The sequence below is a fragment of the Jatrophihabitans fulvus genome, from assembly GCF_054781375.1.
Genome location: NZ_BAAGUN010000004.1, coordinates 318,381 through 343,714 on the forward strand (window position 1 = coordinate 318,381; position 25,334 = coordinate 343,714).

26 protein-coding genes and 1 tRNA gene are annotated in these 25,334 nt (G+C 72.3%); 20 read left to right on the top strand and 7 right to left on the bottom strand.

Going from position 1 to position 25,334, the window contains the following annotated elements:
• Window positions 1-5: 5 nt before the first annotated feature.
• Entirely contained in the window at window positions 6-1,394 is a 1,389-nt protein-coding gene (locus ACYVP9_RS15765; RefSeq protein ID WP_460605852.1) for an FAD-binding oxidoreductase, read from the bottom strand.
• Window positions 1,395-1,529: 135 nt separating this feature from the next.
• Here ACYVP9_RS15765 and ACYVP9_RS15770 point away from each other — a divergent pair, with 135 nt between their 5' ends.
• The 3 genes from ACYVP9_RS15770 (at window position 1,530) to ACYVP9_RS15780 (ending at window position 3,732) form a co-directional block, all read left to right on the top strand.
• The gene (locus tag ACYVP9_RS15770) at window positions 1,530-2,120 is read left to right on the top strand and encodes a histidine phosphatase family protein (RefSeq protein ID WP_460605853.1); all 591 of its coding nucleotides are present in this window, start codon (window positions 1,530-1,532) and stop codon (window positions 2,118-2,120) included.
• A 191-nt stretch (window positions 2,121-2,311) separates the two neighbouring features.
• The gene (locus tag ACYVP9_RS15775) at window positions 2,312-3,028 is read left to right on the top strand and encodes a sensor histidine kinase (RefSeq protein WP_460605854.1); all 717 of its coding nucleotides are present in this window, start codon (window positions 2,312-2,314) and stop codon (window positions 3,026-3,028) included.
• Window positions 3,025-3,732, top strand: a complete 708-nt coding sequence (locus tag ACYVP9_RS15780; protein WP_460605855.1) for a transcriptional regulator — start codon at window positions 3,025-3,027, stop codon at window positions 3,730-3,732. Before ACYVP9_RS15775 ends, ACYVP9_RS15780 begins: the two co-directional genes overlap by 4 nt.
• Window positions 3,733-3,739: 7 nt before the next feature.
• Here ACYVP9_RS15780 and ACYVP9_RS15785 read toward each other — a convergent pair whose 3' ends face one another.
• Both ACYVP9_RS15785 and mftR read right to left on the bottom strand, forming a co-directional pair.
• Window positions 3,740-3,976 carry a hypothetical protein gene (locus ACYVP9_RS15785; RefSeq protein WP_460605856.1) on the bottom strand — a complete coding sequence of 79 codons (237 nt, stop codon included), beginning with the start codon at window positions 3,974-3,976 and terminating at the stop codon, window positions 3,740-3,742.
• A 92-nt stretch (window positions 3,977-4,068) separates the two neighbouring features.
• A complete protein-coding gene (gene mftR, locus ACYVP9_RS15790; RefSeq protein WP_460605857.1) occupies window positions 4,069-4,746 on the bottom strand; it encodes a TetR/AcrR family transcriptional regulator in 678 nt (225 codons plus the stop codon).
• 104 nt (window positions 4,747-4,850) lie between these two features.
• Between mftR and mftA the strand changes: the two genes are divergently transcribed.
• The 10 genes from mftA to folP are packed head-to-tail and all read left to right on the top strand — an operon-like array spanning window position 4,851 to window position 12,557.
• Complete coding sequence (gene mftA, locus ACYVP9_RS15795; RefSeq protein ID WP_460605858.1) at window positions 4,851-4,988, top strand: electron carrier mycofactocin; 138 nt, start codon at window positions 4,851-4,853, stop codon at window positions 4,986-4,988.
• On the top strand, window positions 4,978-5,265 hold the full coding sequence (gene mftB, locus ACYVP9_RS15800; RefSeq protein ID WP_460605859.1) for a mycofactocin biosynthesis chaperone MftB: 288 nt from the start codon (window positions 4,978-4,980) through the stop codon (window positions 5,263-5,265). The genes mftA and mftB overlap by 11 nt, the downstream gene beginning before the upstream one ends.
• Complete coding sequence (mftC, locus tag ACYVP9_RS15805; protein WP_460605860.1) at window positions 5,262-6,449, top strand: radical SAM/SPASM domain-containing protein; 1,188 nt, start codon at window positions 5,262-5,264, stop codon at window positions 6,447-6,449. The genes mftB and mftC overlap by 4 nt, the downstream gene beginning before the upstream one ends.
• The gene (gene mftE, locus ACYVP9_RS15810; protein WP_460605861.1) at window positions 6,446-7,132 is read left to right on the top strand and encodes a mycofactocin biosynthesis peptidyl-dipeptidase MftE; all 687 of its coding nucleotides are present in this window, start codon (window positions 6,446-6,448) and stop codon (window positions 7,130-7,132) included. The genes mftC and mftE overlap by 4 nt, the downstream gene beginning before the upstream one ends.
• A complete protein-coding gene (locus ACYVP9_RS15815) occupies window positions 7,129-7,905 on the top strand; it encodes an SDR family oxidoreductase (protein ID WP_460605862.1) in 777 nt (258 codons plus the stop codon). Before mftE ends, ACYVP9_RS15815 begins: the two co-directional genes overlap by 4 nt.
• Window positions 7,902-9,335 (top strand): mycofactocin biosynthesis glycosyltransferase MftF, encoded by a 1,434-nt coding sequence (mftF, locus tag ACYVP9_RS15820; RefSeq protein ID WP_460605863.1) that lies wholly within the window; start codon window positions 7,902-7,904, stop codon window positions 9,333-9,335. The genes ACYVP9_RS15815 and mftF overlap by 4 nt, the downstream gene beginning before the upstream one ends.
• Before the next feature lie 11 nt (window positions 9,336-9,346).
• Window positions 9,347-10,522 carry a beta/alpha barrel domain-containing protein gene (gene mftD / locus ACYVP9_RS15825; RefSeq protein ID WP_460605864.1) on the top strand — a complete coding sequence of 392 codons (1,176 nt, stop codon included), beginning with the start codon at window positions 9,347-9,349 and terminating at the stop codon, window positions 10,520-10,522.
• Between the two features lie 55 nt (window positions 10,523-10,577).
• On the top strand, window positions 10,578-10,766 hold the full coding sequence (locus ACYVP9_RS15830) for a ferredoxin (RefSeq protein WP_460605865.1): 189 nt from the start codon (window positions 10,578-10,580) through the stop codon (window positions 10,764-10,766).
• A gap of 10 nt (window positions 10,767-10,776) precedes the next feature.
• The gene (locus tag ACYVP9_RS15835; RefSeq protein ID WP_460605866.1) at window positions 10,777-11,688 is read left to right on the top strand and encodes a glucosyl-3-phosphoglycerate synthase; all 912 of its coding nucleotides are present in this window, start codon (window positions 10,777-10,779) and stop codon (window positions 11,686-11,688) included.
• A 41-nt stretch (window positions 11,689-11,729) separates the two neighbouring features.
• A complete protein-coding gene (gene folP, locus ACYVP9_RS15840) occupies window positions 11,730-12,557 on the top strand; it encodes a dihydropteroate synthase (protein WP_460605925.1) in 828 nt (275 codons plus the stop codon).
• A 2-nt stretch (window positions 12,558-12,559) separates the two neighbouring features.
• Here folP and ACYVP9_RS15845 read toward each other — a convergent pair whose 3' ends face one another.
• Window positions 12,560-13,357: an Fpg/Nei family DNA glycosylase gene (locus ACYVP9_RS15845; protein WP_460605867.1), complete on the bottom strand. Its 798-nt coding sequence runs from the start codon at window positions 13,355-13,357 to the stop codon at window positions 12,560-12,562.
• Window positions 13,358-13,372: 15 nt separating this feature from the next.
• Window positions 13,373-15,931, bottom strand: a complete 2,559-nt coding sequence (locus ACYVP9_RS15850; protein ID WP_460605868.1) for a glucosidase family protein — start codon at window positions 15,929-15,931, stop codon at window positions 13,373-13,375.
• A gap of 92 nt (window positions 15,932-16,023) precedes the next feature.
• Here ACYVP9_RS15850 and ACYVP9_RS15855 point away from each other — a divergent pair.
• From ACYVP9_RS15855 to ACYVP9_RS15880, 6 genes are all read left to right on the top strand, one after another.
• Window positions 16,024-16,097: transfer RNA gene (locus ACYVP9_RS15855), tRNA-Pro, on the top strand.
• Complete coding sequence (gene tig, locus ACYVP9_RS15860) at window positions 16,073-17,509, top strand: trigger factor (protein ID WP_460605869.1); 1,437 nt, start codon at window positions 16,073-16,075, stop codon at window positions 17,507-17,509. The genes ACYVP9_RS15855 and tig overlap by 25 nt, the downstream gene beginning before the upstream one ends.
• A 146-nt stretch (window positions 17,510-17,655) precedes the next feature.
• Window positions 17,656-18,237, top strand: a complete 582-nt coding sequence (locus tag ACYVP9_RS15865) for an ATP-dependent Clp protease proteolytic subunit (protein ID WP_460605926.1) — start codon at window positions 17,656-17,658, stop codon at window positions 18,235-18,237.
• 17 nt (window positions 18,238-18,254) lie between these two features.
• Window positions 18,255-18,875 (top strand): ATP-dependent Clp protease proteolytic subunit, encoded by a 621-nt coding sequence (locus ACYVP9_RS15870; protein WP_460605927.1) that lies wholly within the window; start codon window positions 18,255-18,257, stop codon window positions 18,873-18,875.
• Window positions 18,876-19,064: 189 nt separating this feature from the next.
• Window positions 19,065-20,351, top strand: coding sequence for an ATP-dependent Clp protease ATP-binding subunit ClpX (gene clpX, locus ACYVP9_RS15875; protein WP_460605870.1), 1,287 nt, complete (start codon window positions 19,065-19,067; stop codon window positions 20,349-20,351).
• Between the two features lie 169 nt (window positions 20,352-20,520).
• Entirely contained in the window at window positions 20,521-21,402 is an 882-nt protein-coding gene (locus ACYVP9_RS15880; RefSeq protein WP_460605871.1) for a DUF559 domain-containing protein, read from the top strand.
• A 109-nt stretch (window positions 21,403-21,511) separates the two neighbouring features.
• On the opposite strand, the gene ACYVP9_RS15885 is transcribed toward ACYVP9_RS15880, so the two are convergent.
• Entirely contained in the window at window positions 21,512-22,693 is a 1,182-nt protein-coding gene (locus ACYVP9_RS15885) for a S8 family peptidase (RefSeq protein ID WP_460605872.1), read from the bottom strand.
• A 149-nt stretch (window positions 22,694-22,842) separates the two neighbouring features.
• Here ACYVP9_RS15885 and ACYVP9_RS15890 point away from each other — a divergent pair, with 149 nt between their 5' ends.
• The gene (locus ACYVP9_RS15890; RefSeq protein ID WP_460605873.1) at window positions 22,843-24,780 is read left to right on the top strand and encodes a M3 family metallopeptidase; all 1,938 of its coding nucleotides are present in this window, start codon (window positions 22,843-22,845) and stop codon (window positions 24,778-24,780) included.
• 22 nt (window positions 24,781-24,802) lie between these two features.
• On the opposite strand, the gene ACYVP9_RS15895 is transcribed toward ACYVP9_RS15890, so the two are convergent.
• Window positions 24,803-25,267, bottom strand: coding sequence for a hypothetical protein (locus ACYVP9_RS15895; protein ID WP_460605874.1), 465 nt, complete (start codon window positions 25,265-25,267; stop codon window positions 24,803-24,805).
• Window positions 25,268-25,334: the final 67 nt, after the last annotated feature.

A 25,334-nucleotide genomic window follows, 5' to 3' on the forward strand; every position in this document is an offset into this window, starting at 1 on the left:
GTCGCTCAGCCGAGCTGCTTCGCCACCGAGAGCACGCCCGCCGGGTCGTGGACGGCAGCGATCGCCCGCAGCCGCTCGAGCGTGGCCGGGTCCCAGGTGAGCTCGGGGCGTCCGGCCTCGGTCACGCCGCCGAAGTTGGCCAGGCCGCCCACGGACCACGGCTGCATCGCGGCGGTGAGTGCGTCGGCGTCGGCCACGGTGGCCTCGGCGATCGGCGGCGCGAGGACGCCGATCGCGAGCAGCGAGAACGCGGCGTCGCGGTGGCTGACCGCGTTGGCGTGCCGCGGCGAGCGGGCGAACGCGCCGCCGAGCAGGCGCAGCTCGACCATCGCCAGCGGCGTCGTGGCGTGCGGCCCCACCCGGTCGAGGAAGACGTCGATCGCGGCGTCGTCGAGATCGCGCAGCAGGCGGCCCCGCTCGTGCACGGGCATCGGGTCGACCGGGTCCTTGTGCACCGCGGCCAGAGCGGCGAACGGCAGCTCGCCGATCTCGCCGAAGACCACGGGCGCGATGCGGCGCATCGGCGCGAGCACGCGCTCGCCCTCCGCGGCGTCACCGACGTATGCGAAGCGGACGGCGACAGTGGTGCGGCCGGCGAGCGGGGCGGGGACGAACGGCAGGTCGGGCATGCGCATGACCGCGATCGAGGTCGACGCCTGCTCGGGCAGGTCCCGGCACCAGGCGCGCCAGGCGCGGACGACCGCCGGCACGTGCTCGGCGGCGAAGTGCAGCGAGCCGCCGTGGATGCTCGCGACCGGGAACAGGTCGAACTCCATCGCGGTGACGATGCCGGCGGCACCCTTGCCACCGCGCAGGGCCCAGAACAGGTCCGGGTTCTCGAGCGGGGAGGCGTGCCGGATCTCGCCGTCGCCGGTGACGACGTCCAGGCTGCGCACGTGGTCGGCCGCGAAACCGAAGGTCCGTCCGACCGGCGACACGCCGCCGCCGGTGGTGTAGCCGACGACGCCGACGAGCGGGGACGAGCCCGCGAGCGGGGCGAGCCCGTGCACGGCGGCGGCGTCGAGCACCTGCTGCCAGCGCACGCCGGCGCCGACGCGGGCGGTGCGGGCCTCGGGGTCGATGGTCACCGAGTTCATGCGTCCGGTGTGGACGAGCAGGGTCGGGCGGGTCAACGGGGTGGCGCCGTGCCCGGTCGCCTGCACCGCGACCTCGACGCCGTGGTCACGGGCGAAGCGCATCGTGATCGCGACGTCCGCGGCGCCGGTGGCCTCGACGAGCGCGACGGGGGTCGACGCGGCGGCGACGTTGAACGGCAGCGCCACCTCGGCGTACCCCTCGTCGCCGGGCACGAGCACCCGGCCGGTGACGCCGGTGGCGAGCGCGGCGACGTCGGCCTCGCCGACGGGCTGGAGGGCGGGTGCGAACGTGGACATGGCGGGCTCCTGGCTTCGGGCTGTCGGACGGGTCGTGTGGTGGTGTCACAACCCTGGAGCCCGCGGGCGCGTCGGTCAGGCGTGCTGCCCAGCCGGTACGGAGGTGGTGCCAGCACCCCCACGTAGCCTCCCGGGGTGCGATTGATCCTGGTCCGGCATGCTCTGCCCGAACGCGTCGACGTGGTGTCCGACGCCCCCGACCCGGCACTCAGCCCGACCGGCGTGCGGCAGGCGGAGGCGCTCGCCCACGCCCTGGCCCACGAGCGCATCGACGCCGTGTGGTCGAGCCCGCTGCGGCGTGCGGTCGAGACCGCAGCGCCGCTCGCGTCCGCGCGCGGGTTGGATGTTCCGACCCACGACGGGCTGGTCGAGTTCGACTTCGGCCACGGCGTGTACATCCCGGCCGAGGAGGCCGACCACCCGGTGACGCAGCAGATCACCGCGCGCGTCGACGGGCCGCCGGACCCCGAGCTGCTCGCCTTCCGCGACCTCGTCGTCGCCTCCGTCGGTGACGTCGCCCGCGCCACCGCGGCGGACGAGACCGCGGCGATCGTCTGCCACGGCGGGGTGATCAACGCCTATCTCTCGGCACTCGTCGAGGCGCCGCGGATCATGTTCGCCAACGTGTCCTACACCGGGTTCTCGATCGTCACGTTGTCGCGCTCCGGCCCGCCCCGGATCGTCTCGGTCAACGAGCACCAGCACCTGCGCACGCTCGGAGAGTGACCGCAGCTGCGGGCCTTCAGGTCCTCGGCCTCCGCTTCTGCGGCAGAACCGTGACGATGCGGTGTGGGCGATGTGTCGTGCAGCTTTCGTGCAACGTCCCGGTGCCTACTGTCCGGGCCACGGACCTGGCCGATTCCCGTTCCTTCGGCCAGTCCGCCGGCTGACCCGTCGAGTGGGCAGGACGTGCGCTTATGACGATCCCGATCGACCGTGACGAGCGGTTGACGGTGCTGGACTCCGAGCGGCGGCGCATCGCGCTCGAGCTGCACGACGGGGTCGCCCAGGACGTGCTGTCGGCCGGGTTCGCGCTGTCGGCGTGCTGCGCCGAGGCGGTCGAGCGGGGCGACACCGCCACCGCCCGGCGACTCGCCGACGTGCGCGACCTGCTCGCCCACGCGAACGACGAGATCCGTTCGACCATCATCGAGCTGCACCGGCGCGAGTCCACCCGCGTGGCGGTGACGCGTGCCGACGACCTGCCCGCCCGGCTGCGCGAGCTTATCGCGCAGCACCCCGGCGCTCCCGCGGTGCGCCTCGACCTCGCGGGACGGGCGGACGCGCACCCGCTGCCCGCCGATGTCGTGCACGCGCTCGCCCGCGTCTCGGGCGAGGCGCTGGCCAACGTGCGGCGCCACGCCAAGGCGGACGAGGCGGTGGTGCGGCTGTCGGTCCGCCCCACGGCGCTCACGCTCTCGGTCGGCGACGACGGCGTGGGCGATCCCGCCGAACTGCGCCGGCTGCTGCGGCTCGAACGCGACGGCGTGGCCGACGGCGGCCACTGCGGCCTCGCGGGCATGGCCGCGAGGGCGGCGTCCGTCGGCGCCCGGTTGTCGATCCGGCGGGCGCGGCTCGGCGGTGTCTGCGTCGAGGTCCGGTTACCCCTGAGCGTTCCCGAGGAGCAGCGATGACCGGCACGATCGAGGCCCGTCCGCACGACGAGACCGACCCGCACACGGGAACCGACAGGCCTACCCGGCCGATCGGCATCGTCCTCGTCGACGACCACGCGATCCTGCGACAGGGCCTGCGCTCGGTGCTCGAGCGCGAGCCCGACATCGCGGTCGTCGGCGAGGCCGGCGCCCCCGACGACGCGCTGGTCGCCGTGCGGTCCGGCCGTCCCGATCTGGTGCTGCTCGACCTCAAGCTCTCGTCGGGGCCGGGCCTCGAGGGTCTGGACCTCTGCGAGCGGCTGACCGGCCTCGACCCGGCACCGGCCGTGCTCGTGCTGACCTCGACGCTCGAGGACGCCATCGTGGTCGCCGCGTTGCGGCGCGGCGCCCGCGGCTACGTGGTGAAGGACGTCGACACGACCGAGTTGCTGCGCGCGATCAGGGCCGTCGCCGCCGGGCACAACGCCTTCGACTCGCTGAGCGCGTCGGCGATGGTGCGCGGGCTGAACGCGTCGAGCGACGTGGGCGCCCACGCCCTGACCACGCGTGAGATGGAGGTGCTGCGCCTGCTCGCGAAGGGCATGTCGAACCGCGGCATCGCGCGCACACTGTTCGTGTCGGAGTCGACGGCCAAGTTCCACGTCGCCAACATCATGCGCAAGCTCGGCGTCACCCGCCGCGCGGAGGCGGTCTACGTGGCGTCGAAGACCGGAACCGTCTGACCGCGGCTCAGCGGGTGTGCGGCACCTGCTGGGCGGCGGCGGCGCGCGAGTGGAGCTCGAAGCTAGAGTCGAGGCCGTAGTTGCGGTCGACCACGATCGGGGCGTCGTCGCGGCGGTAGAGCCAGACGTGCTCGCAGCGCAGGGCGGGCAGGTCGCCGAGCACGAACCGCTCGCTGCGCCGGCCGTCCGGGCCGATCATGGTGAGTTCGTCGCCGGGCTGGATGGTGTGGATCATCAGTCGCATCGGTGCACTCCCAGGTCGTGCTGTCGTTGCCGTGGTGCACCCCCCGTGTGGTGCCTCGTACGGACGGATCAACGACGCGGCGGGCCGGTTCGTTACGCCCCGGGCCGCGGTTCGGCGACGAGCTGACCGTCCGCGAACCCGGCGGCCAGCGCGCGCAGGGCGGCGTCCAGGTAGACGGTCAGGTCCTGGGCCGACGTGCCCGCCGCGACCCATCGGTCGAACGCGGCGCGGCACACCGCGAGGGTCGCCCGTCCGACCGCGAGCGGCAGCAGCGAGTCGGTGGGCAACCCGCGGCGGCGGCCCACGAAGTCGGCGACCGCCCGCTCCCACGCGTCGTAGTGCACGGTCGCACTGGCCGCGAGCTCGGGCGTCGTGCCGATGAGATGCATGCGGGTGCGCAGGCCGTCGTAGTCGGGCGACGCGGACGCGTCGCCGTCCTCGCGGTAGTGGTTGACCTCGAGCACCGCCCGGCGGACGGCCTCCATCACCGGCACGTCGGCGGGCATCGCGTCCAGGGCGTCGCGCAGTCCGGCGACCTCGACGTCGAAGGCCCGCCACAGCACGCCGGTCTTGGTGTCGAAGTAGCGGAAGAACGTCCGCCTGCTCGTGCCCGCCTCGGCGGCGATCATCTCGACCGTCGTGCCGTCGAACCCGTGCTCGGCGAACAGCCGCAGGGCGATGGCCTCGAGCTCGGCGCGGCTGGTGCCCGGCGGGCGCCCGCGGCGGGGTGCCGGCCCGTCCGACCTGGCCGTCGGGTGGGTTTCGGTCATGGATCCGGTCCCACCCCTTGTGGCGTGCGCAGTGACGTGGCTAACGTTCCGCAGTATTCGTCACACGGTGACGAAAAGCCACCCTCCGAACGAAAGGCGAGCCGATGAGCGACCCCACCACCGACGTCACGGAGACGGCCGGCGTCATCGAGACGGCCATCCCGGTCGAGCAGGCCGACGAGTTGGTCGAGTCCACCCTGGTCGAAGAGGTCTCGATCGACGGCATGTGCGGTGTCTACTGAGCTGAAGCCGGGCTTCGACCTGGACGGCGCCTGGGGCATCGACCCCCGGGTGTCCGTCCGGCCCGAGCGCTTCGGCGCCCTGCTCTACCACTTCGGCACCCGGCGGCTGTCGTTCCTCAAGGACCCGAAGCTGCTGACGGTGCTGCGCGCGCTCGACACGTCGGCGTCCGCGCGGCACGCGTGCGAGGCGGCCGGCGTCACCGACATCGAACTGGCCGCCTACCGCACCGCCCTGCACACGCTCGCCACCTCCGAGATGATCAAGGAGCGTCCATGACCGTCGCCCCGCTCGTCGAGCAGTTCCAGTACGGCCTGGACGCCCCCATCTGCCTCACGTGGGAGCTCACCTACGCGTGCAACCTGTCGTGCGTGCACTGCCTGTCGTCCTCGGGCCGGCGCGACCCGCGCGAGCTCTCGACCGACGAGTGCAAGGCGCTCATCGACGAGTTCGAGCGGATGCAGATCTTCTACGTCAACATCGGCGGCGGCGAGCCGACCGTCCGCTCCGATTTCTGGGAGCTCGTCGACTACGCCACCGAGCACCACGTGGGAGTCAAGTTCTCGACCAACGGCGTCAAGATCACGCCCGAGGTCGCCCGGCGGCTCGCCGCCAGCGACTACGTCGACGTGCAGATCTCGCTCGACGGCGCGACCGCCGAGGTGAACGACAAGGTGCGGGGGCCGGGGTCGTTCGACACCGCCCTGCGCGCCATGCAGCACCTCGCCGACGCCGGCTTCGAGGGTTTCAAGATCTCGGTGGTCATGACCCGGGAGAACGTCGACCACCTCGACGCGTTCAAGGCCATCGCCGACCGCTTTCGCGCGCAACTGCGCATAACCCGGTTGCGCCCGTCGGGCCGTGGAGCCGACGTGTGGGACGACCTGCACGTCACCGACGCCCAGCAGCGCCAGCTCTACGACTGGCTCGTCGCCAACGGCGAGAACGTGCTCACCGGCGACTCGTTCTTCCACCTCGCCGCGTTCGGCGACGCCTTGCCCGGGCTCAATCTCTGCGGCGCCGGACGGGTCGTGTGCCTCGTCGACCCGGTGGGCGACGTCTACGCGTGCCCGTTCGCGATCCACGACAACTTCCTGGCCGGCAACGTCCGCGGCGAGGGCGGTTTCCAGCGGGTGTGGCAGACCTCCGACCTGTTCCTCTCGCTGCGCGAGCCGCAGACCGGCGGCGCGTGCACGCAGTGCTCGGCGTTCGACGCCTGCCGCGGCGGGTGCATGGCGGCCAAGTTCTTCACCGGCCTGCCGCTCGACGGCCCCGACCCCGAGTGCGTGAAGGGTCACGGCACGTCGGCGCTGCAGCTGGTCGACCGGCTCGCCGCGCCGAAGCCGTCGCTCGACCACTCGCACCGCACCACCCGCAAGCCGGTGCCGGTGTCGCTCACCGCCCGGCGTCCCGACCGGGCGTGCGACGAGAGTCCGCTGACGCTGGTGCCCGCGCGGCGATGACGCTGCTGGCCGACCTCAGCTGGCCCGACGTCCGTGACCGGGCGGGTGCCGGGGCGACGCTGGCCGTGCCGCTGGGGTCGACCGAGCAGCACGGCCCGCACCTGCCGCTGTCGACCGACGCCGACCTGGCGTGGGCGCTGTGCCGCGCGCTGGCGACGCAGCGCCACGACGTGCTCGTCGCGCCGGCGCTGCCCTACGGCGCGAGCGGCGAGCACCAGGCGTTCGCCGGCACGCTGTCCATCGGCCTGGACGCGCTCGAACACGTGCTGGTCGAGCTCGGCCGCTCGGCGGGCGAGACCTTCGCGCACGTGCTGTTCGTGTCCGCCCACGGGGGCAACGGCGAGGCGGTGCGGCGGGCGGTCGCGACGCTGCGCGACGAGGGTCGCGACGTCGCGCTGTACGAACCCCGGTGGACGGGTGACCCCCATGCCGGGCACACCGAGACGTCGCTGCTGCTGCACCTGCGTCCCGCCGCCGTCGACGTCGAACGCGCCGAGCGGGGTGACGTGCGGCCGCTGCCCGAGGTGCTGCCGCTGCTGCGCGAGGGCGGGGTCGCCGCCGTGAGCCCGAACGGTGTGCTCGGCGACCCGACGGGCGCGAACGCCGACTCGGGGGCGCAGGTCCACGACGCGCTGGTCGCCGCGCTCGTCGCGCAGGTCGCGGCCTGGCGGGACGGCGCATGAGCCGGGTCGCCGTGGTCACGGGCGCCGCCCGCGGCATCGGCGCCGCCACCGTGCGCGCGCTGGCCGCGGACGGATGGCGGGTGCTGGCCGTCGATCTCTGCCGCGACGACGCCGCGCTGCCGTACCCGATGGGCACCCGCGCCGAGCTGGACGCCGTCGCCGAGGCCACCGGGGCGGTGGCGTTCGAGGCCGACGTCAGGGATGCCGACGCGATGGCGGCCGCGGTCGCCCGGGCGGAGGACACGTTCGGCGGTCTCGACGCCGCCCTCGCGGTCGCCGGGGTCATCGCCGGGGGAGTGCCCCATCACGAGGTGCCGGTCGAGCAGGAACGCGCCGTCCTCGACGTCGACCTCGGCGGTGTGCTCGCGCTCGCCCGGGCCGCGGTGCCGGCGCTGCTGCGCCGTCCCGAACCGCGCTCCGGACGGTTCCTGGCCGTCGCCTCGGCCGCCGCCACCCGCGGCCTGCCGATGCTGGCCGCGTACTGCGCCGCGAAGGCCGGGGTGGCCGGTTTCGTGCGCGCGCTCGCGGCCGAGCTCGGTGGTTCGGGTGTCACCGCCAACGCCGTCAGTCCCGGGTCGACGGCGACGCCCATCCTGGACGAGAGCGCCCGGCTGTACGGGCTGCCCGCACGGGACGCCTTCGCCGCGCAGCAACCGGTGCAGCGCCTGCTCGACCCGACCGAGGTCGCCGCCGTCCTGGCCTTCCTGGCGGGGCCGGCCGCCTCCGCCGTCACCGGCGCGGTCGTTCCCGTCGACGGCGGGCTCGCATTATGAGCACGATCGCGCAAAAACGTCACGACCTGGTGCCGGCCGGGTTTTGCATCGTGCTCGACCCCGGCGCGCGCGAGCTGCGCCGCGGGCTGTGGTTCGGCGGTTCGCCCGCCCGGGTGCTGCGGCTGAGCGCGGCCGCCGCCGACGCCCTCGACCGGCTGCGCGAGCACCCGGCGCGCACCCCGGTCGAGCGGCGCCTGGCGCGCCGGCTCACCGACGTCGGGCTCGCCCACCCGGTGCCGCCGCCGGACGGGGCCCTCGAGCTCACCGTCGTCGTCCCGGTGCGCGACCGCACCGCCGCGCTGGCGAGATGTCTCGCGTCCCTCGGTGCCCGCCATCCCGTGGTGGTCGTCGACGACGGCTCGGCCGACCCCGCGGCCGTCCGTGCGGTGGCCCGCGAGCACGGCGCGCACGCGCTGCGGCACCTGGTGAACGCCGGGCCCGCGCAGGCGCGCAACACCGGCCTCGGGGCGGTGACGACGTCGCTCGTCGCGTTCGTCGACAGCGACACCGAGCCCGACGGGGCGGCCCTCGAGGCGCTCGCCGCGCACCTGGCGGACGAGGCCGTCGCCGCCGCCGCACCCCGGATCGCGCCGCGCGCCGGCGACTCCGCGGCCGGTCGCTACACCCGCAGCCGCGGCACGCTCGACCTCGGCGCACTGCCGGCCCGGGTGCTGCCGTACACGACCGTGTCCTACGTGCCCACGGCAGCGCTGGTCGCACGAACGTCGGCCCTGCGCGAGGTCGCCCGCGACGTCGCGGGGGTCGGTCACGTCTTCGACACGACGATGCGCGTCGGCGAGGACGTCGACCTGATCTGGCGGCTCGTCGCCGCCGGGCACCGGGTGCGCTACGACCCGTCGATCACGGTGCCGCACGACGAGCCGCGCACCTGGCGCGGGCTCACCGCACGGCGGTTCCGGTACGGGACCTCGGCGGCGCCGCTGTCCGAACGGCATCCGGGGCACGTCGCGCCGCTGGTCGTGCACCCGCTCTTCACCGGTGCCGTGGCGGCGGCGCTCCTGCGCCGTCCACTGCCGGCCGCCGCACTGGCGGTCACCGCCGCGCTGCGCACCCGCACGGCCCTGCGGCGCGCGGACGTCCCGGCCGGCGGGGTGCCGCGCGCGACGGCCGACGCGCTCGGCCAGACGTTCCTCGGCACCGCGCGCGCCGCCACGCAGCTGGCCGCGCCGCTGCTGCTCGCCGCCCTGCGGCCGCGCGCCACCCGCGCGGGCGCGATCGCCGTGCTCGCCGTACCTCCGCTCGTCGCCTGGCGACGCGCGGGCGGACGGACGACCGGGCTCGACCCCGTCCGCTTCGCCGCGCTCGCGCTGGCCGACGACCTCGCCTACGGCGCCGGTGTGATCACCGGCTGCCTGCGGCACCGCACGACCGTCCCGCTGCGCCCGAGGCGCGCCCGTTCCACCTCCTGAGGAGCACTCCCATGGCCAATCCCTGGTTCGAGACCGTCGCCGAAGCGCAGCGACGCGCGAAGAAGCGGCTGCCGCCGTCGGTCTACAGCGCGCTCGTCGCCGGCTCCGAGCGCGGCACCACCATCGAGGACAACCTCGACGCCTTCGGCGAACTCGGCTTCAAGCCGATCACCGCGGGCCAGCCGTCCAGCCGCGAGCTCGCGGTGAACGTCATGGGCCAGGACGTCTCCATGCCCGTGCTGATCTCGCCCACCGGCGTGCAGGCCGTGCACCCCGACGGCGAGGTCGCGGTGGCCCGCGCCGCCGCCGCCCGCGGCGTCGCGATGGGGCTGTCCGGGTTCGCGTCCAAGCCGATCGAGGAGGTCGTGCAGGCCAACCCCCAGACCTTCTTCCAGCTCTACTGGTCGGGCAGCAAGGAGCAGATCGCACAGCGCATCGAACGCGCCCGCGCCGCCGGCGCCGTCGGCATGATCGCCACGCTCGACTGGTCGTTCTCGCTGGGCCGCGACTGGGGCAGCCCGCACATCCCCGAGCGCATCGACCTCAAGGAGGCGCTGCGGTTCGCGCCCGAGGCGCTCACCCACCCGAAGTGGTTGGCCGCCTTCCTCAAGACCAAGAAGATCCCCGACCTGACGGTGCCGAACATGCAGGACCCCGGCAAGGACGCCCCCACCTTCTTCGGCGTGTACGGCGAGTGGATGCAGACCCCGCCGCCCACCTGGGACGACGTCGCCTGGGCGCGCGAGCTGTGGGGAGGCCCGTTCATGGTCAAGGGCATCACCCGCGTGGACGAGGCGAAGCGGGCGGTCGACGCGGGTGCCACGGCCCTGTCGGTGTCGAACCACGGCGGCAACAACCTCGACGGCACCCCGGCGACCATCCGCGTGCTGCCCTCGATCGCCGAGGCGGTCGGCGACCGGATCGAGGTGCTGCTCGACGGCGGCGTGCGCCGTGGCGGCGACGTGTTCAAGGCGCTCGCGCTCGGGGCCAAGGCCGTCATGATCGGCCGCGCCTACCTCTGGGGTCTCGGCGCGAACGGCCAGGCGGGCGTCGAGAACGTGCTCGACCTGCTGCGCATGGGCCTCGACTCGGCCCTGCTCGGGTCGGGCAAGGCGTCCGTCAAGGAGCTGACCATCGACGACGTCCTCGTGCCCGAGGGCTTCACGCGGGTGCTCGGAAGCGCCTGACTACCGTGGTCCACGAGCACCATCCGCCTGTCGAGACGAGGTATGCGGAATGCGCGTGAGCGTCGACAACCGTCGCTGCGAGGCCATGGCCCAGTGCGAGGCCGTGGCCCCCGGGATCTTCACCCTCGACGACGACGGCTACAGCACCATCGGCCAGGGCAAGGAGGTCCCGGCGGGGCAGGAGGACGCCGCCCGGGAGGGCGTGGCGTCCTGTCCGATGGCGGCGCTGTCGATCGACGACTGAGCGCGTCCCGGTGCACGCCGAAGCGGGACGCTGGTTCCGCGAGCGCACCTTCGACGTGCCGGCGACACCCGCCCGGCGCGGTGACGTCTCGGTCAGCGTCGTCATCCCCGCCCGCAACGAGGCGGCGACCGTCGGCGACGTCGTCGCACGCATTTGCGCCGAACTGCGCGAAACCGGGTTCGTCGACGAGGTCGTCGTGATCGACTCGCTGTCGTCCGACGGCACGGCCGCCGCCGCGCGCGCGGCGGGAGCCGACGTGCACTCCGTCGCCGACATCCGTCCCGACCTGGGCGTTCGCGCCGGCAAGGGCGAGGCGCTCTGGAAGTCGCAGTTCGTCACGCACGGGTCGGTGCTCGTGTTCGTCGACGCCGACCTCACCGAGTGGGGCACGCACTTCGTCACCGGCCTCGTCGCGCCGTTCGTGCGCGACCCGGCGCTGTGCCTCGTGAAGGGTTTCTACGACCGTGTGCTCGACGACGGCAGCGGCGCCCGCTCGACCGAGGGCGGACGGGTGACCGAGCTGGTGGCCCGTCCGCTGCTCGCCGCCCGGTGGCCGCAGCTGTCGGCCGTCGTCCAACCGCTCGCCGGCGAGTGGGCGATCCGGCGCGACCACTTCGCCCGGCTGTCCGTGCCCGTCGGCTACGGCGTCGAGTTCTCGACGCTCGTCGACACCGCGCGCGACCCCGGTCTCGACGCCATCGCCCAGGTCGACCTGGGTTCGCGCGCCCACCGGCACCAGAACGTGCACGACCTGGGGGTCATGGCCGCCGAGATCCTCGCCGTCGCCGACCGCCGCACCGGCAGCGGATACGCCGACGCGGTCACCCTCGCGCAGTACGACCGCGCCACGCCCGGACGCTGGCACGAGCGCGAGGTGCCCGTCGCCGAGCGTCCGCCCATGAAGGAGGTGGCACCGTGCTGAGGCTCGGGCCGCGCACGTACGGTCCCGGCGAGTTCGGGATCATGGCCATCGTCAACCGCACGCCCGACTCGTTCTACGACAGGGGCGCCACGTTCGCGTTCGACCAGGCGCTCGAGCGCGTGCACACGGTGGTCGGGCAGGGTGCCGACATCGTCGACATCGGCGGGGTCAAGGCCGCCCCCGGCACCGAGGTCGGGGTGGCCGAGGAGATCGACCGCACCGTGCCGTTCGTCGAGGCCGTCCGCGCCGCCCATCCCGGGCTGGTGATCAGCGTCGACACCTGGCGGCACGAGGTGGGCGAGGCGGTGTGCGCCGCGGGCGCAGACCTGATCAACGACGCGTGGGGCGGGCACGACCCGCTGCTCGCCGAGGTCGCGGCGCGCCACGACGTCGGCATCGTGTGCACCCACGTCGGCGGCGTGACGCCGCGCACCCGTCCGCACCGCACCGCCTACGACCCGGCCACCGGCGGCGTGATGGGCGACGTGCTGCGCCACACCCTCGCGCTCGCCGACCGCGCCGTCGAACTCGGCGTCGACCGGGAGCGCGTGATCATCGACCCGACCCACGACTTCGGCAAGAACACCTATCACTCGCTCGAGGTCACCCGGCGGTTGCCGGAGATGGTCGCGACGGGGTGGCCGGTGCTGGTGTCGCTGTCGAACAAGGACTTCGTGGGCGAGACCCTCGGCGGCCTGCCCGTCGGCGAACGCCTCGTCGGCACGCTCGCGACCACTGCGGTGTGCGCGTGGCTGGGCGCCGTGATCTACCGCGTGCACAACGTCGTCGAGACCAAGCAGACCCTCGAGATGGTCGCGTCCATCAAGGGCGACCGGCCGCCTGCGCGCACCGTCCGCGGACTGGCCTGACCTCAGCCGGTCGGCGCCTGGCAGGACGGGCACCAGAACAGGTTGCGGGTGGCGAGCACCGAGGCTGCGATCGGCGTGGAGCAGACGCGGCACGGCAGGCCGGTGCGCCGGTAGACGTAGTGCGCCTTGTCGCGGGTGACGCGGCCGGACGGACGGTCCTCGGGCCGGGTGGTGACGATGCGTCCCGAGCGGACGCCGGCGCGCATGAGCACGACCAGGTCGTCCCACATCTCCTCGGCGAGGCGGGCGGGAACGTCGCGTCCGGGACGCAGCGGGTCGAGTCGGGCGCGGAACAGCACCTCGGCGCGGTAGACGTTGCCCACGCCGGCGAGGACGGCCTGGTCCATCAGCATGCCGCCGATGGGTGAACGACTTTTCGCGACCTTGCGCAAATACGGCCCGGGATCGGTGCGGGGCCGCAGCGGGTCGGGGCCGAGTCGGGCGAGGAGCGCGTCGACCTGGTCGGGCGTGACCAGCTCGCACGCGGTGGCGCCGCGCAGGTCCGTCCACGCCTCGCCGTTGGCCAGCCGCAGCCGCAGCGCGCCCCGCGGCGGCGGCGGTTCGCCCGCGCCGGTGGTGAACTTGCCGTAGAGGCCGAGGTGCACGTGCAGGATGCGGCCGTTGCCGTAGTGGTGCAGCAGGTGCTTGCCGTACGCCTCGGCGCGCACCATGGTCTGCCCGTCGAGCTCGGCCGCGCCCGCTGCGAAGCGGCCCTGCGGGCTGCTCGCCGTCACGACCGTGCCGGCGAACAGGCGGTTCTGGTCGCGTGCCAGACGATGCAGCGTGTGTCCCTCCGGCACACCTGCGACGTTACGTCACCGGTAGCGCACGACCAGCGTCGCGTCCGACCGTCCGCCGGCGGCCACGACGACCTCGGTGCCGCGGGCCGTCGTCCGGACGGTCGCGGCGATCTTCCGGCCGTTCAGGGTGACCGTGGTCGCCTTCGCGCCCGCAGGCATCACGGCGCCGATCGTCAGCGACGTACGCAGGTCGTGCCGGACGACGCGGGTCGTCACCTTCCCCTTCGTCCGCGTGGCAGCGACGTCGGCCGAACCGCTGCCGAGACGGACGTCGCGCACCGAGCCCGCGCCCTGCGGCACCACGCTCAGCGCGCGCCGACCGAGGTCGGGGGAGATGCCGAGCCGGAGGTGCAGCGTCGGCCAGAGGACGCCGTACGTGCCCCACGCCTGCAGGCCCATCGACCGCGTGTAGTACGGCTGGTCGATGTTGGCGTCGAACCCCGGGGACGCGACGATCTCCGGCATCATGCCGGGCGCCTCCCACAGCCGCGGGTCCAGCTGGGTGCGCGCGATGTCGTCGCTGTAGCGGTAGGACTGCGCGGTGCGGCCCATCGCCGCCTCGGCGACCGCGGCGATCGACGTCGTCAGCGTGAACACCTGCGGCAGCGGCGCCAGGGACGACACCACGGTGTCGCAGCTCGGCCCGGTGTTGCCGCCCGACGCGGACGTCGGGCCGTAGCCGGTGTGGTAGAGCCCGTTGGTGCCGGTGAAGCACGGCCGCTCGTGCTGCTTCAGGGTGGTGCGGCCGTGTCCCGTGCTCGCGACCGGACGCGCCGGGGTCGTGCCCGTGGCCGGCAGCTCGGCCTCGGCCGGCACGAGCCCGATCCAGTGCCGCTGGAACAACTTGGTGTTGTCGGGGTTCTCGAGCGAGTCGGCGTACGAGCGGGACGACCCGCCGTACCACCACGTCGACTCGAAGCGCTTCAGCAGGCCGTTCGCCTTCGTGGTCGCCCACGACGCGGTCGCGGAGTCGCCCTTGCTCCGCGCCATGTCGGCCAGGTCGAGCAGGCCGCGGATCGTGTAGACCGCGTTGTCGAGCTTCTCGGCGCCCATGCCCTTCAGCTCGACGTTGCCGGCGCCCTCGGGCCACCCGTCCTTGTCCTGGTCGAGCACCGTGGTCGCGTACTTCATGTTGCGGATCGCGAAGTCGTACATGTCGTCGCGGAACTCGTTGTCGCCCGTCCACCGCCACACCAGGGCCACCGCGCTCGGGAACTTCACCGTCTCGTCGGTGTTGCCGTCGTCGGAGTTCGCGCCGAAGAACACGCTGCCGTCGGGCGTCACCTCGTGCACGACCTTGCCGCTGCGCTTGTTCACGATCTCGCTGATGTTCTTCAGCGTCCGCAGGTGGCGTTCGATCGGTCCGAACTGGCCGGCGGCCACGGCGGCGAAGTTCGTGTACTCGCCGTCGGTCGCGAAGATCCACGTGTAGTCGGGCCAGCCGGCGCCGATCCAGTCGGCGCGGTCGAGGGTGCCCACCGGCGCCGGGTACTTCGTGCCCGCGTTGGTGACGCGCAGCTGCAGGTCACGCGCCTGCTGCCGGGAGTCGAGCAGGTTCTGCTTGGACCACCGGATGGACCGGGCCAGCAGCGGGTCGTCCGGCAGGCTGACGGCCGTCCGCCTGTCGTAGCGCAGCCGCTCGGCGACCTTCGTGCGCAGCAGGTCGGCCGGACGGGTCAACGCCGCCCGCTGCGCCGACTGCGCCTCGCCCAGGCCCTTGTCGGACCCGGAGACGGCGAACCAGACCGTACGCGAGCCGGCCGGCACGTCGACGCGGTAGCGCAGCTGGCCGCCGGTGCCCTTGCCGTAGGCGGTGTCGTCGCACGTCGTCGGCGGCGCCGGGGTGTTCGCGCCGGACTCCGGGCAGATCACGGCCGGGTCCTGCGGGCCACGGTGGTTCCTGCCGAGGCTGCTGCCGTTCGGGGTCAGGGTCGAGCCCACGACGGCGGCGTAGTCGTGGGCGGCGGTCGCGCCCGGGGACGTGCCGCGGTCGCGAAAGACGAGCCTGCCGTTGCTCACGCTGCCGGTGTCCTGCAGGTTGAACGTCTTCTGGTTCGGCGTCGTCTCGCCCCACGGGTAGGCGCTCATGAGCTCGGAGTGCGCGTCGAGCGTCAGGTTCAGTGTCGTGCGCCGGGGCGAGCTGAGGGTGAGGCCGATCAGGCCGGCGCGCAGCCCGTCAGGGGCGACGTCGGTGCGCCGGATACGAACACCGTCCGCGCTGCCGAGGTCCATGCGGGTGTAGCCCCAGCCCTGCGTGAACGCCCGGGCCTGCAGCCATCGTCCGCCGGCCTTGAACCAGACGCCGTCGAGCAGCTTGATCGGCATCGACCAGAACCCGCCCATCTCGCCGCGGGTGTGGAACCCGGTGGCGGGGTAGGTGCCGTCCTCGGCGCCGGTCTGCCAGAACCGGGTGCCGATCACGAACGACCGGCGATCGGCCAGCCGGGTGGTGACCGTGAGCTCGGGCGAGCGGGCCAGCCCCGTCGTCGGGGCCGCCTGGACCGGCGCCGTCACGGCAGCGAGCGGGACGACCAGCGTGGCCAGGGCGAGCGGGACGAACAGCTTTCGGCGCATGGCGCACTCCCCAGGCAGCGGCGACCGGTGGGGACGTCGTACCCGGCGGCGTAGGCGGGCGAAACCCCGCCGGTTAGGCTGGGGAGTCGCCCCGGGGTGTGGCGCAGCTTGGTAGCGCACTCGCTTTGGGAGCGAGGGGCCGTGGGTTCGAATCCCGCCACCCCGACCGCCCATGGAGCAGCACCGCACCCGACCACGGATCCCGAGGAGTACCCGCACGTGAAGAGCACCGTCGAGAACCTGAGCCCGACCCGCGTCCGGCTCGCCGTCGAGGTGCCCTTCGACGCGCTGCAGCCGTCCCTGGACAAGGCCTACAAGGCCATCGCCCAGCAGGTGCGGGTGCCCGGCTTCCGTCCCGGCAAGGTCCCGGCCCGCGTGATCGACCAGCGCGTCGGCCGCGGCGCCGTGCTGCAGGAGGCGGTGAACGAGATGCTGCCGCAGCTCTACACCGACGCCGCGCGCGAGCACGAGATCAACCCTCTCGGCCAGCCCGAGATCGACATCACCAACCTCGACGACGGCAACTCGCTGAGCTTCACCGCCGAGGTCGACATCCGGCCCGAGGTGACCCTGCCCGAGCTCGAGGGCATCGCCGTCAGCGTCGACGACACCGACGTGAGCGACGCCGACGTCGACGAGCAGCTCGAGGAGCTGCGCAAGCGCTTCGGCACCCTCAAGGGCGTCGAGCGGCCGGCCGAGGACGGCGACTACGTGTCGCTCGACCTCACCTCCGTCGTCGACGGCGAGGCCGTCGAGGGCGGCTCGGCCACCGGACGGTCCTACGTCGTGGGTTCCGGCGACTTCGTCGACGGCCTGGACGAGGCGATCACGGGCAAGTCCGCCGGCGAGAGCGTCACCTTCACCGCTCCGCTGCGCCACGGCGAGCACGCCGGCACCGACGCCGAGGTCACCGCGACCGTCAAGTCGGTCAAGGTCCAGGAGCTGCCCGAGCTCGACGACGAGTTCGCGCAGCTGGCCAGCGAGTTCGACACCGTCGACGAGCTGCGCGCCGACCTTCGCGAGCGCCTCGGCCGCGTCAAGCTCATGGAGCAGGGCGCCCAGGCCCGCGACAAGGTGCTCGAGCACCTGATCGAGGCCAGCGAATTCCCGCTGCCCGAGTCGGCCGTCAAGGCCGAGGTCGACTACCGCGAGCACGAGATCGTGCACCAGCTCGGCCACGACGACAAGCAGTTCGAGGCCTACCTCGAGTTCCAGGGCAAGACCCGCGAGGAGTTCGACACCGAGATGCGCGAGAGCGCCGAGAAGTCGGTGCGGGCGCAGTTCATCCTCGACGCGGTCGCCGACAAGACCGACGTCCAGGTGGCCGACGGCGAGCTGACCGCCTACCTCGTACGCCAGGCGCAGCAGTACGGCATGGCCCCGCAGGAGTTCGCGAACCAGATCGTCCAGAACGGCAACCTGCCGATGCTGGTCGCCGACCTGCGCCGCAACAAGGCGCTCGCCGACATCCTCGAGAAGGCCGTCGTCACGGACGCGTCCGGCAACACCGTCGACCTGGCCGCGCTCGACGCCGCTGCCGAGGGCGAGTCGGACGAGTCGGACGAGTCGCAGGACTGACCGTCACGCCCTGAGCGAACGGGGCGGGTGTCGGGACTCCTGGGGTCCCGCGCTTCGTTAGGGTCGAACGAAGCACTTGAGATTCAGCGAGACCCCATCGAGAGAAGGTGCACGTGACTTACCCGGTGAACCGAGCGGGCGGCGGTATGACGCTCAACGACTCGGTCTACGACCGCCTGCTGCGAGAGCGGATCATCTTCCTCGGCCAGGGCGTCGACGACCAGATCGCGAACCAGATCTGCGCGCAGCTGCTCCTGCTCGCCGCCGAGCACCCCGACCGCGACATCAACCTCTACATCAACTCGCCGGGCGGCTCGGTGACCGCCGGCATGGCCATCTTCGACACGATGGAACTCATCGAGTGCGACGTGGCCACGTGGTCGCTGGGCCTGTCCGCGTCGATGGGGCAGTTCCTGCTCTCGGCCGGCACCCGCGGCAAGCGCTACTCGCTGCCGCACTCGCGCATCCTGATGCACCAGGGCTCAGCCGGCCTCGGCGGCACCGCCTCCGACATCAAGATCCAGGCCGAGCAGTGGAACCTCACCAAGCAGGAGATGGCCGAGATCACGGCCGAGCACACCGGCCAGACCGTCGAGCAGATCATCAAGGACGGCGACCGCGACCGCTGGTTCACGGCCAAGGAAGCGCTCGAGTACGGCTTCATCGACAAGATCGTCAGCCGCGTCGGCCAGGTGTCGGACGACAACAGCCCGGCCCCGTCGGCCTGAGAGGGAATCCGATGAGCATGAACCCCCAGTCGCGGTACGTCCTGCCGTCCTTCGTCGAGAAGACGAACTACGGCGTCAAGGAGTCGAACCCGTACAACAAGCTGTTCGAGGAGCGCATCATCTTCCTCGGCGCCCCCATCGACGACGTCGTCGCCAACGACGTCATGGCGCAGCTGATCGTGCTCGAGTCGACCGACCCCGACCGCGACATCCAGATCTACATCAACTCGCCCGGCGGCTCGTTCACGGCGCTCACCGCCATCTACGACACGCTGCAGTACGTCCGGCCCGAGATCCAGACGATCTGCATGGGCCAGGCCGCGTCCGCGGCCGCCGTGCTGCTCGCCGCCGGCAACAAGGGCAAGCGGTTCGCGCTGCAGAACGCGCGCATCCTCATCCACCAGCCCTCGGGCGGCACCGAGGGCGCGCAGCAGATCTCCGACCTGGACATCCAGGCCAAGGAGATCCAGCGCATGCGTGACCTCGAGGAGGAGATCCTCGCCCGTCACACCGGGCAGCCGATCGAGACCGTCCGCCAGGACATCGAGCGCGACAAGATCTTCACCGCGCAGCAGGCCAAGGACTACGGCCTGGTCGACGAGGTCATCACCTCCCGCAAGATGGTCCCGCAGGTCTGATCGTCCGGACCACGGGTCCCCGGGTCCCGGCCGACGGGCGACACCGCCCGTCCGGCCGGGGCGAATCCGGTGCCGACGCACCGTGTTTCCCGGCGACTTCCACGGGATTTCCGGGTACGGTGCGAAATCAGGCCGTGGCCGCGCGAGCGGTCCTCAGCAGCTTTTCCGAGCAGGTTAAGGAGTGTCCCAGTGGCACCACGTGTCGGTGAGACGGGCGACCTGCTGAAGTGCTCGTTCTGCGGCAAGAGTCAGAAGCAGGTCAAGAAGTTGATCGCCGGTCCCGGCGTCTACATCTGTGACGAGTGCATCGACCTCTGCAACGAGATCATCGAGGAGGAGCTCGCCGAGACCAGCGAGTTCAGCTTCGACGAGCTGCCCAAGCCGAACGAGATCTACGAGTTCCTCAACGGCTACGTGGTCGGCCAGGACGTCGCGAAGAAGACCCTCGCGGTCGCCGTCTACAACCACTACAAGCGCGTCCAGGCCGGCGGCGAGGCCAAGCCCCGCAACGCCGACGCCGCGGTCGAGCTGGCCAAGTCGAACATCCTGCTGCTCGGCCCCACCGGCTCGGGCAAGACGCTGCTGGCCCAGACGCTGGCGCGCATGCTCAACGTGCCGTTCGCCATCGCCGACGCCACCGCCCTCACCGAGGCCGGCTACGTCGGTGAGGACGTCGAGAACATCCTGCTGAAGCTGATCCAGGCCGCCGACTACGACGTCAAGCGGGCCGAGACCGGCATCATCTACATCGACGAGGTCGACAAGATCGCCCGCAAGGCCGAGAACCCGTCGATCACCCGCGACGTCTCCGGCGAAGGCGTGCAGCAGGCGCTGCTGAAGATCCTCGAGGGCACCGCGGCGTCCGTCCCCCCGCAGGGCGGCCGCAAGCACCCGCACCAGGAGTTCATCCAGATCGACACCACCAACGTGCTGTTCATCGTCGGTGGCGCCTTCGCCGGCCTCGACACCCTGATCGAGAACCGCGTCGGCAAGAAGGGCCTGGGCTTCGGCGCCGAGCTGCACACCAAGTTCGACCGCGAGACCAAGGACGTCTTCGGTGACGTCATGCCCGAGGACCTCATCAAGTTCGGGCTCATCCCCGAGTTCATCGGCCGGCTGCCCGTCATCACGTCGGTGCGCCCGCTCGACCGCGACGCGCTCGTGCAGATCCTCACCGAGCCCAAGAACGCGCTCGTGCGGCAGTACGCCAAGATGTTCGAACTCGACAACGTCGAGCTCGAGTTCACCGACGACGCCCTCGAGGCCATCGCCGACCAGGCCGTCATGCGCGGCACCGGCGCCCGCGGCCTGCGCGCGATCATGGAAGAGGTCCTGCTCTCGGTGATGTACGAGGTGCCGTCCCGCGAGGACGTCGCCCGCGTCGTCATCACCCGCGAGTCGGTCCTCGACCACGTCTACCCGACGCTGGTGCCGCGCGAGCAGACCAAGCGTCCGCCGCGCGAGAAGAGCGCCTGACCGCTCGCCTCCCGGCGCGACACTGCATCACCGCCCGGCGGACACGCCGGGTGTGGACCGGGTAGCGCTTCACTGTTCCCGCTGCGCCTGCCGTCCACAGGGCGAGCGGCCGTCCACAGCCGTGCGACACCCCGCGCCGCGCCGGCGTCGAAATCGTCATTCTCGCCTGGTGAGAGAGGCCATCGACCAACTGTTGACGGGCACCGTGGCCACGCGCAGCACATTGCTGACGGTGGTGACACCGGCCCAGCTCGATGACGAGATCCGTCGCGGTCACCTCGTTCGCGTCTTCCACCGGACCTACTGCCGCCCGTGGGACGCGGACCTGGAAGAGACCCTCGAACGTGCCGCGGTGGCCAGCGTCGGGCCGCCCGTCGCTCTGACGGGTGTCACTGCGCTGCGGCGCTGGCGAACGCGGGCCACCGCGCCGCTTGTCCACGCGGCGGTGCCGGTGTCTCGGATGACTCGCGCACAGCCGGGACTCGTGGTGCACCGCGTTCGGGCGATGCCGGAGACCGTGCTGCTCGACGGAGTCCCAACGGCTCGGATCGCCCCCGCGCTGGTCGCCGCTTGGCCCACGCTGCCGGCCGACCGGAGACGCGGTCACGTGATCGACGCTGTCCGATCCGGACGGGTCAGCACGCGGCAACTCCGGGCCGAGGTGGCCGTAGCCACGCGACTGCCCGGGCGGCGCGAGTTGGTGCACCTGATCGGCCTGCTCGACGTGGGGTGCGAGAGCGAGCTCGAAATCTGGGGCCACCTGCATGTGTTCGACTCGCCGGGCCTTCGGCATGCCAAGCCTCGTCACTGGGTAACGACGCCCCGCGGTCGGTTCCGCCTCGATCTCGGTTACGTCGGCGAGCGGGTTGCGGTCGAGATGGACGGCGACGCCTCTCACTCGAGCCGGGAACAGCGGGGCCGGGACCGGCGTCGCGATGCGGCGCTCGCCGGCGTCGGCTGGCTGACCCTGCGGTTCACGCACGACCGGCTCCACCATGACGTGGACGGGTGCCGACAGGACACGCTGGCGACCCTCGCTACACGACCGTGAAGCGTCGACAGGCGCAGAGGCGGCGTGTCCTCCGGGTGGTGATGCACTGACCTACCCGCACGACACAGCGCCCCGCACCGACGGGTGCGGGGCGCTGCGCCGGTGGGGTCTAGAAGCTCGTGTAGAGCAGGTCGTTGTTCGGGGTCGCGGGGGTGCAGAGGACGAACAGCGTGCAGCCGCCGGCGGTGTCGGTGACCTTGTCCTTGGTCGTGGCGCCGAGCACGGCGGACGAGACCGTCGACGGCGAGGCGGACGGGTTCGTCTGCAGGTACTGCGCCGCGACACCGGCCACGTGCGGCGTCGCCATCGACGTGCCGCTGATGGTGTTGGTGCCGTTGTCGAGCCAGTCGGACGTGATGTCGACGCCGGGGGCGAACAGGTCGACGCACGACCCGACGTTCGAGAACGACGCCCGCTTGTCGGTGCGGCCGGACGCGCCCACGGTCAGGGCGTTCGGCACCCGCGAGGGCGAGCCCTTGCAGGCGTCCGCGTTGTCGTTGCCGGCCGCGACGGCGGTGGTGACGCCGTCGCCGATGAGCCGGTTGATCGCCGAGTCGACCGCGGTGCTGGCGGTGCCTCCCAGGCTCATGTTCGCGACGGCCGGCGCGCCCGCGGCGTGGTTGCCCACGACCCAGTCGATGCCCGCGATGACGCCGGAGTTGGTGCCCGAGCCGTCGCAGCCCAGCACGCGCACGGCCACCAGCGAGGCCTGCTTCGCGACACCGTGGTTCGACCCGCCGATGGTGCCGGCGACGTGGGTGCCGTGGCCGTTGCAGTCCTCGGCGGCGCCGCCGTCGACGGCGTCGTACCCGGTGACGGCGCGTCCGCCGAAGTCCGGGTGGCCCAGGACGATGCCGGTGTCGATGACGTACGCGGTGACGCCCGACCCGGTCGAGTTGTAGGTGTAGGTGCTGTTCGCGGGGAGGGCGCGCTGGTCGATGCGGTCGAGACCCCAGCTCGGGGTCGGCGACTGCGTTCCGGTGGTGCGCACCGTCCGGTCGAGTTCGACGCTCACGACGCGGGAGTCGCCGCGCAGCGTCGACAGCAACGTCTCGGGCAGAGAACCGGCGAAACCGTTGAGGGCGTTGCGGTAGACGTGCGTGACGTTCCCGCTGCCGCCGAGCAGCGAGGTCGCCGTGGCGCTCGCGTTCGCCGACGGCTCGAGGGTCACGATCACGTTCAGCAGGGGAGCGGCGGTGGCGGGCGCGGCGACGGCCAGCGTCGAGCCGGCGAGCACCACCGCCCCCACCGCTGCGGTCGATGCGGTCAGCAGGCGGCGGCGTGCTCGCATGCACGGACTCCTTCGGTCTCGTTACCACCCAGTAGGGACGAAGTGCCCGAAACGTAGCGAATGACCCATTGAACGGACATAAGGGACGATCTTTCGTCCATGGCGAACACACCGGAAACGCCGAGGTCCCGCTGGCTAGGGTCGGACGGGTGACCGCTGCTGCCCCGCTGGACCTGCCCGCCGACGACTGGACCGCCTGGCTGTCGACCCGCGTCGACGACCACCTGCGGGCGGCGCAGGAGCTGCTCGATCGCCTCAAGGACGGGTCGGCCCGCCCGGCGCAGGAGGTGCTCGCGCTCTGGAACGACGCCGACCTCGAACTGCGCGGCGCCGACTCGGTGGCGGGGCTGATGCAGGAGGTACATCCCGACGAGGACGTCCGCACGCTGGCCGAGACCCGCTCGCAGGACATCGCCCGCGTCGTCACCGAGCGCGGCATGGACGGCGAGCTGTTCGCGGCGATCGAGGCCACCGACCCGTCCGAGCTGGGCGACGACGCCGAGGCGCTGCGACTGCGCGAGCTGGTGCTGCGCGACTTCCGCCGCAGCGGGGTCGACCGGTCCGAGGACGTCCGCACAAGGCTGCGCGAGATCGCCGAGCGGCTCACCGTGCTCGACCAGGACTTCGGCCGGGCGATCCGCGACGACGTCCGCTCGATCCGCATCGGCCCCGACCGTCTCACCGGTCTCCCGCAGGACTGGATCGACGCCCACCCCGCCGGCGACGACGGCCTCGTCACCGTCACCACCGACTACCCCGACTGGCTGCCGTTCGGCGCGTTCGCCGCCGACGCCGCGGCGCGCCGCGAGCTCGCGGTCGAGTTCCTCAACCGCGGGTGGCCGGACAACGACGCCGTGCTGCGGGAGATGTTCGCGCTGCGCCACGAGAAGGCGACGCTGCTGGGCTACGCCAGCTGGCCCGACTACGACGCCGACGTGAAGATGATCAAGACGTCCGCCGCCATCGGCGAGTTCGTCGAGCGGGTCGCCGACGCCGCCGAAGCGGCCGGACGGCGGGACGCCGAGACCGTCCTCGCGCGGCGCCGGCAGGACGAGCCGGACGCGGACGGCCTCGACGCGTCGAGCACCCGCTACTACAGCGAACTGGTGCGGCGCGAGCAGTTCGACGTCGACGCACAGTCCGTCCGCCGGTACTTCGAGTTCCCCAAGGTGCGGGCCGGCCTGCTGGACGTGACCGGACGGCTGTTCGGCGTCGAGTACCGGCCGGTCGACGTGCCGGTCTGGCACGACGACGTCGCCAGCTACGACGTCGTGAAGGACGGGCGGACGCTCGGGCGCATCCACCTCGACCTGCACCCGCGCGAGGGCAAGTTCAAGCACGCCGCGCAGTTCGACCTGCGCGCCGGCATCGAGGGACGGCAGCTGGCCGAGGGCGTCCTCGTCTGCAACTTCTCGCGCGGGCTGATGGAGCACAACGACGTCGTCACCCTGTTCCACGAGTTCGGGCACCTCGTGCACCACGTGCTCGGCGGCGCCGGCCAGCGCTTCGTCCGCTTCAGCGGCGTGGCGACCGAGTGGGACTTCGTCGAGGCGCCGTCGCAGATGCTCGAGGAGTGGGCGTGGGACGCCGACGTGCTGCGCACGTTCGCGACCGACGCCGACGGCGAGCCGATCCCCGCCGACCTCGTCGCGCGGATGCGCGCGGCCAAGGACTTCGGCAAGGGCCTGTTCGTGCGCGGCCAGCTGTTCTACACCGCGCTCGCCTACGAGGTGCACCGCGACCGTCCGGACGACCTCACCGAGCGGGTGAAGCAGCTGCAGTCGCGCTACGACTTCAACCGCTACCTCGAGGGCACGCACTTCCACGCGTCGTTCGGGCACCTCGCGGGCTACACGTCGGCGTACTACACGTACATGTGGTCGCTGGTGATCGCGAAGGACCTGTTCTCGGCGTTCGACCCGTCCGACCTGTTCGCCCCCGACGTCGCCGGCCGTTACCGCGACCGCATCCTCGCCCAGGGCGGACGGAAGGACGCCGCCGACCTGGTCGAGGACTTCCTGGGACGCCCGTTCGGCTTCGACGCGTTCGCCGCGTGGCTCGACCGCGCGCCGGTGCCCGCGAGCTGACCCGCGGGCACCGGACGGTGTCCTAGAGGCGGCCGGGGTTGCAGAACGTCAGGTAGCCGGCGTAGCTCGTCGCGCCGACACGGTTGATGCCGAGCGCGACGAAGCAGCGCCCGTTCGAGCGCGGCACGGCGATGCCGCCGGCGTACTTGTCGTACGTCCCGACGTCGCTGCCGATGTTGGGCAGGTCGCGCCGCTTGAGGGCGACCGTCATCCTGTGCTTCCCGGCGGTGTTGTCGTAGGTCTGGGCGCACACGGTGCCGCCCAGCGCGCCCGAGTAGCGGATGACCAGCGAGCCCTTGACCTTGCCGTCGTTGTGCAGCGCGGTCTTGGCGATCACGCGGCCGGCGCACGGCTCGACGTAGTAGTACGCGCCGGGAACGGACACGCCGGGCGGGAGCGTGGCGGCCTGGGCGGCGGGAGCCGCCGCGACGACGGTCGCGGCCGCGGCCCCGCCGAGGGCGAGGGCGGTGAGGGTCTTGCGGATCATGGTGCCTCCTGGGGAGTCGGTCCTGACCCGTCCGACGCTAGGAACGGCGCATCCCCGGATGAATGGG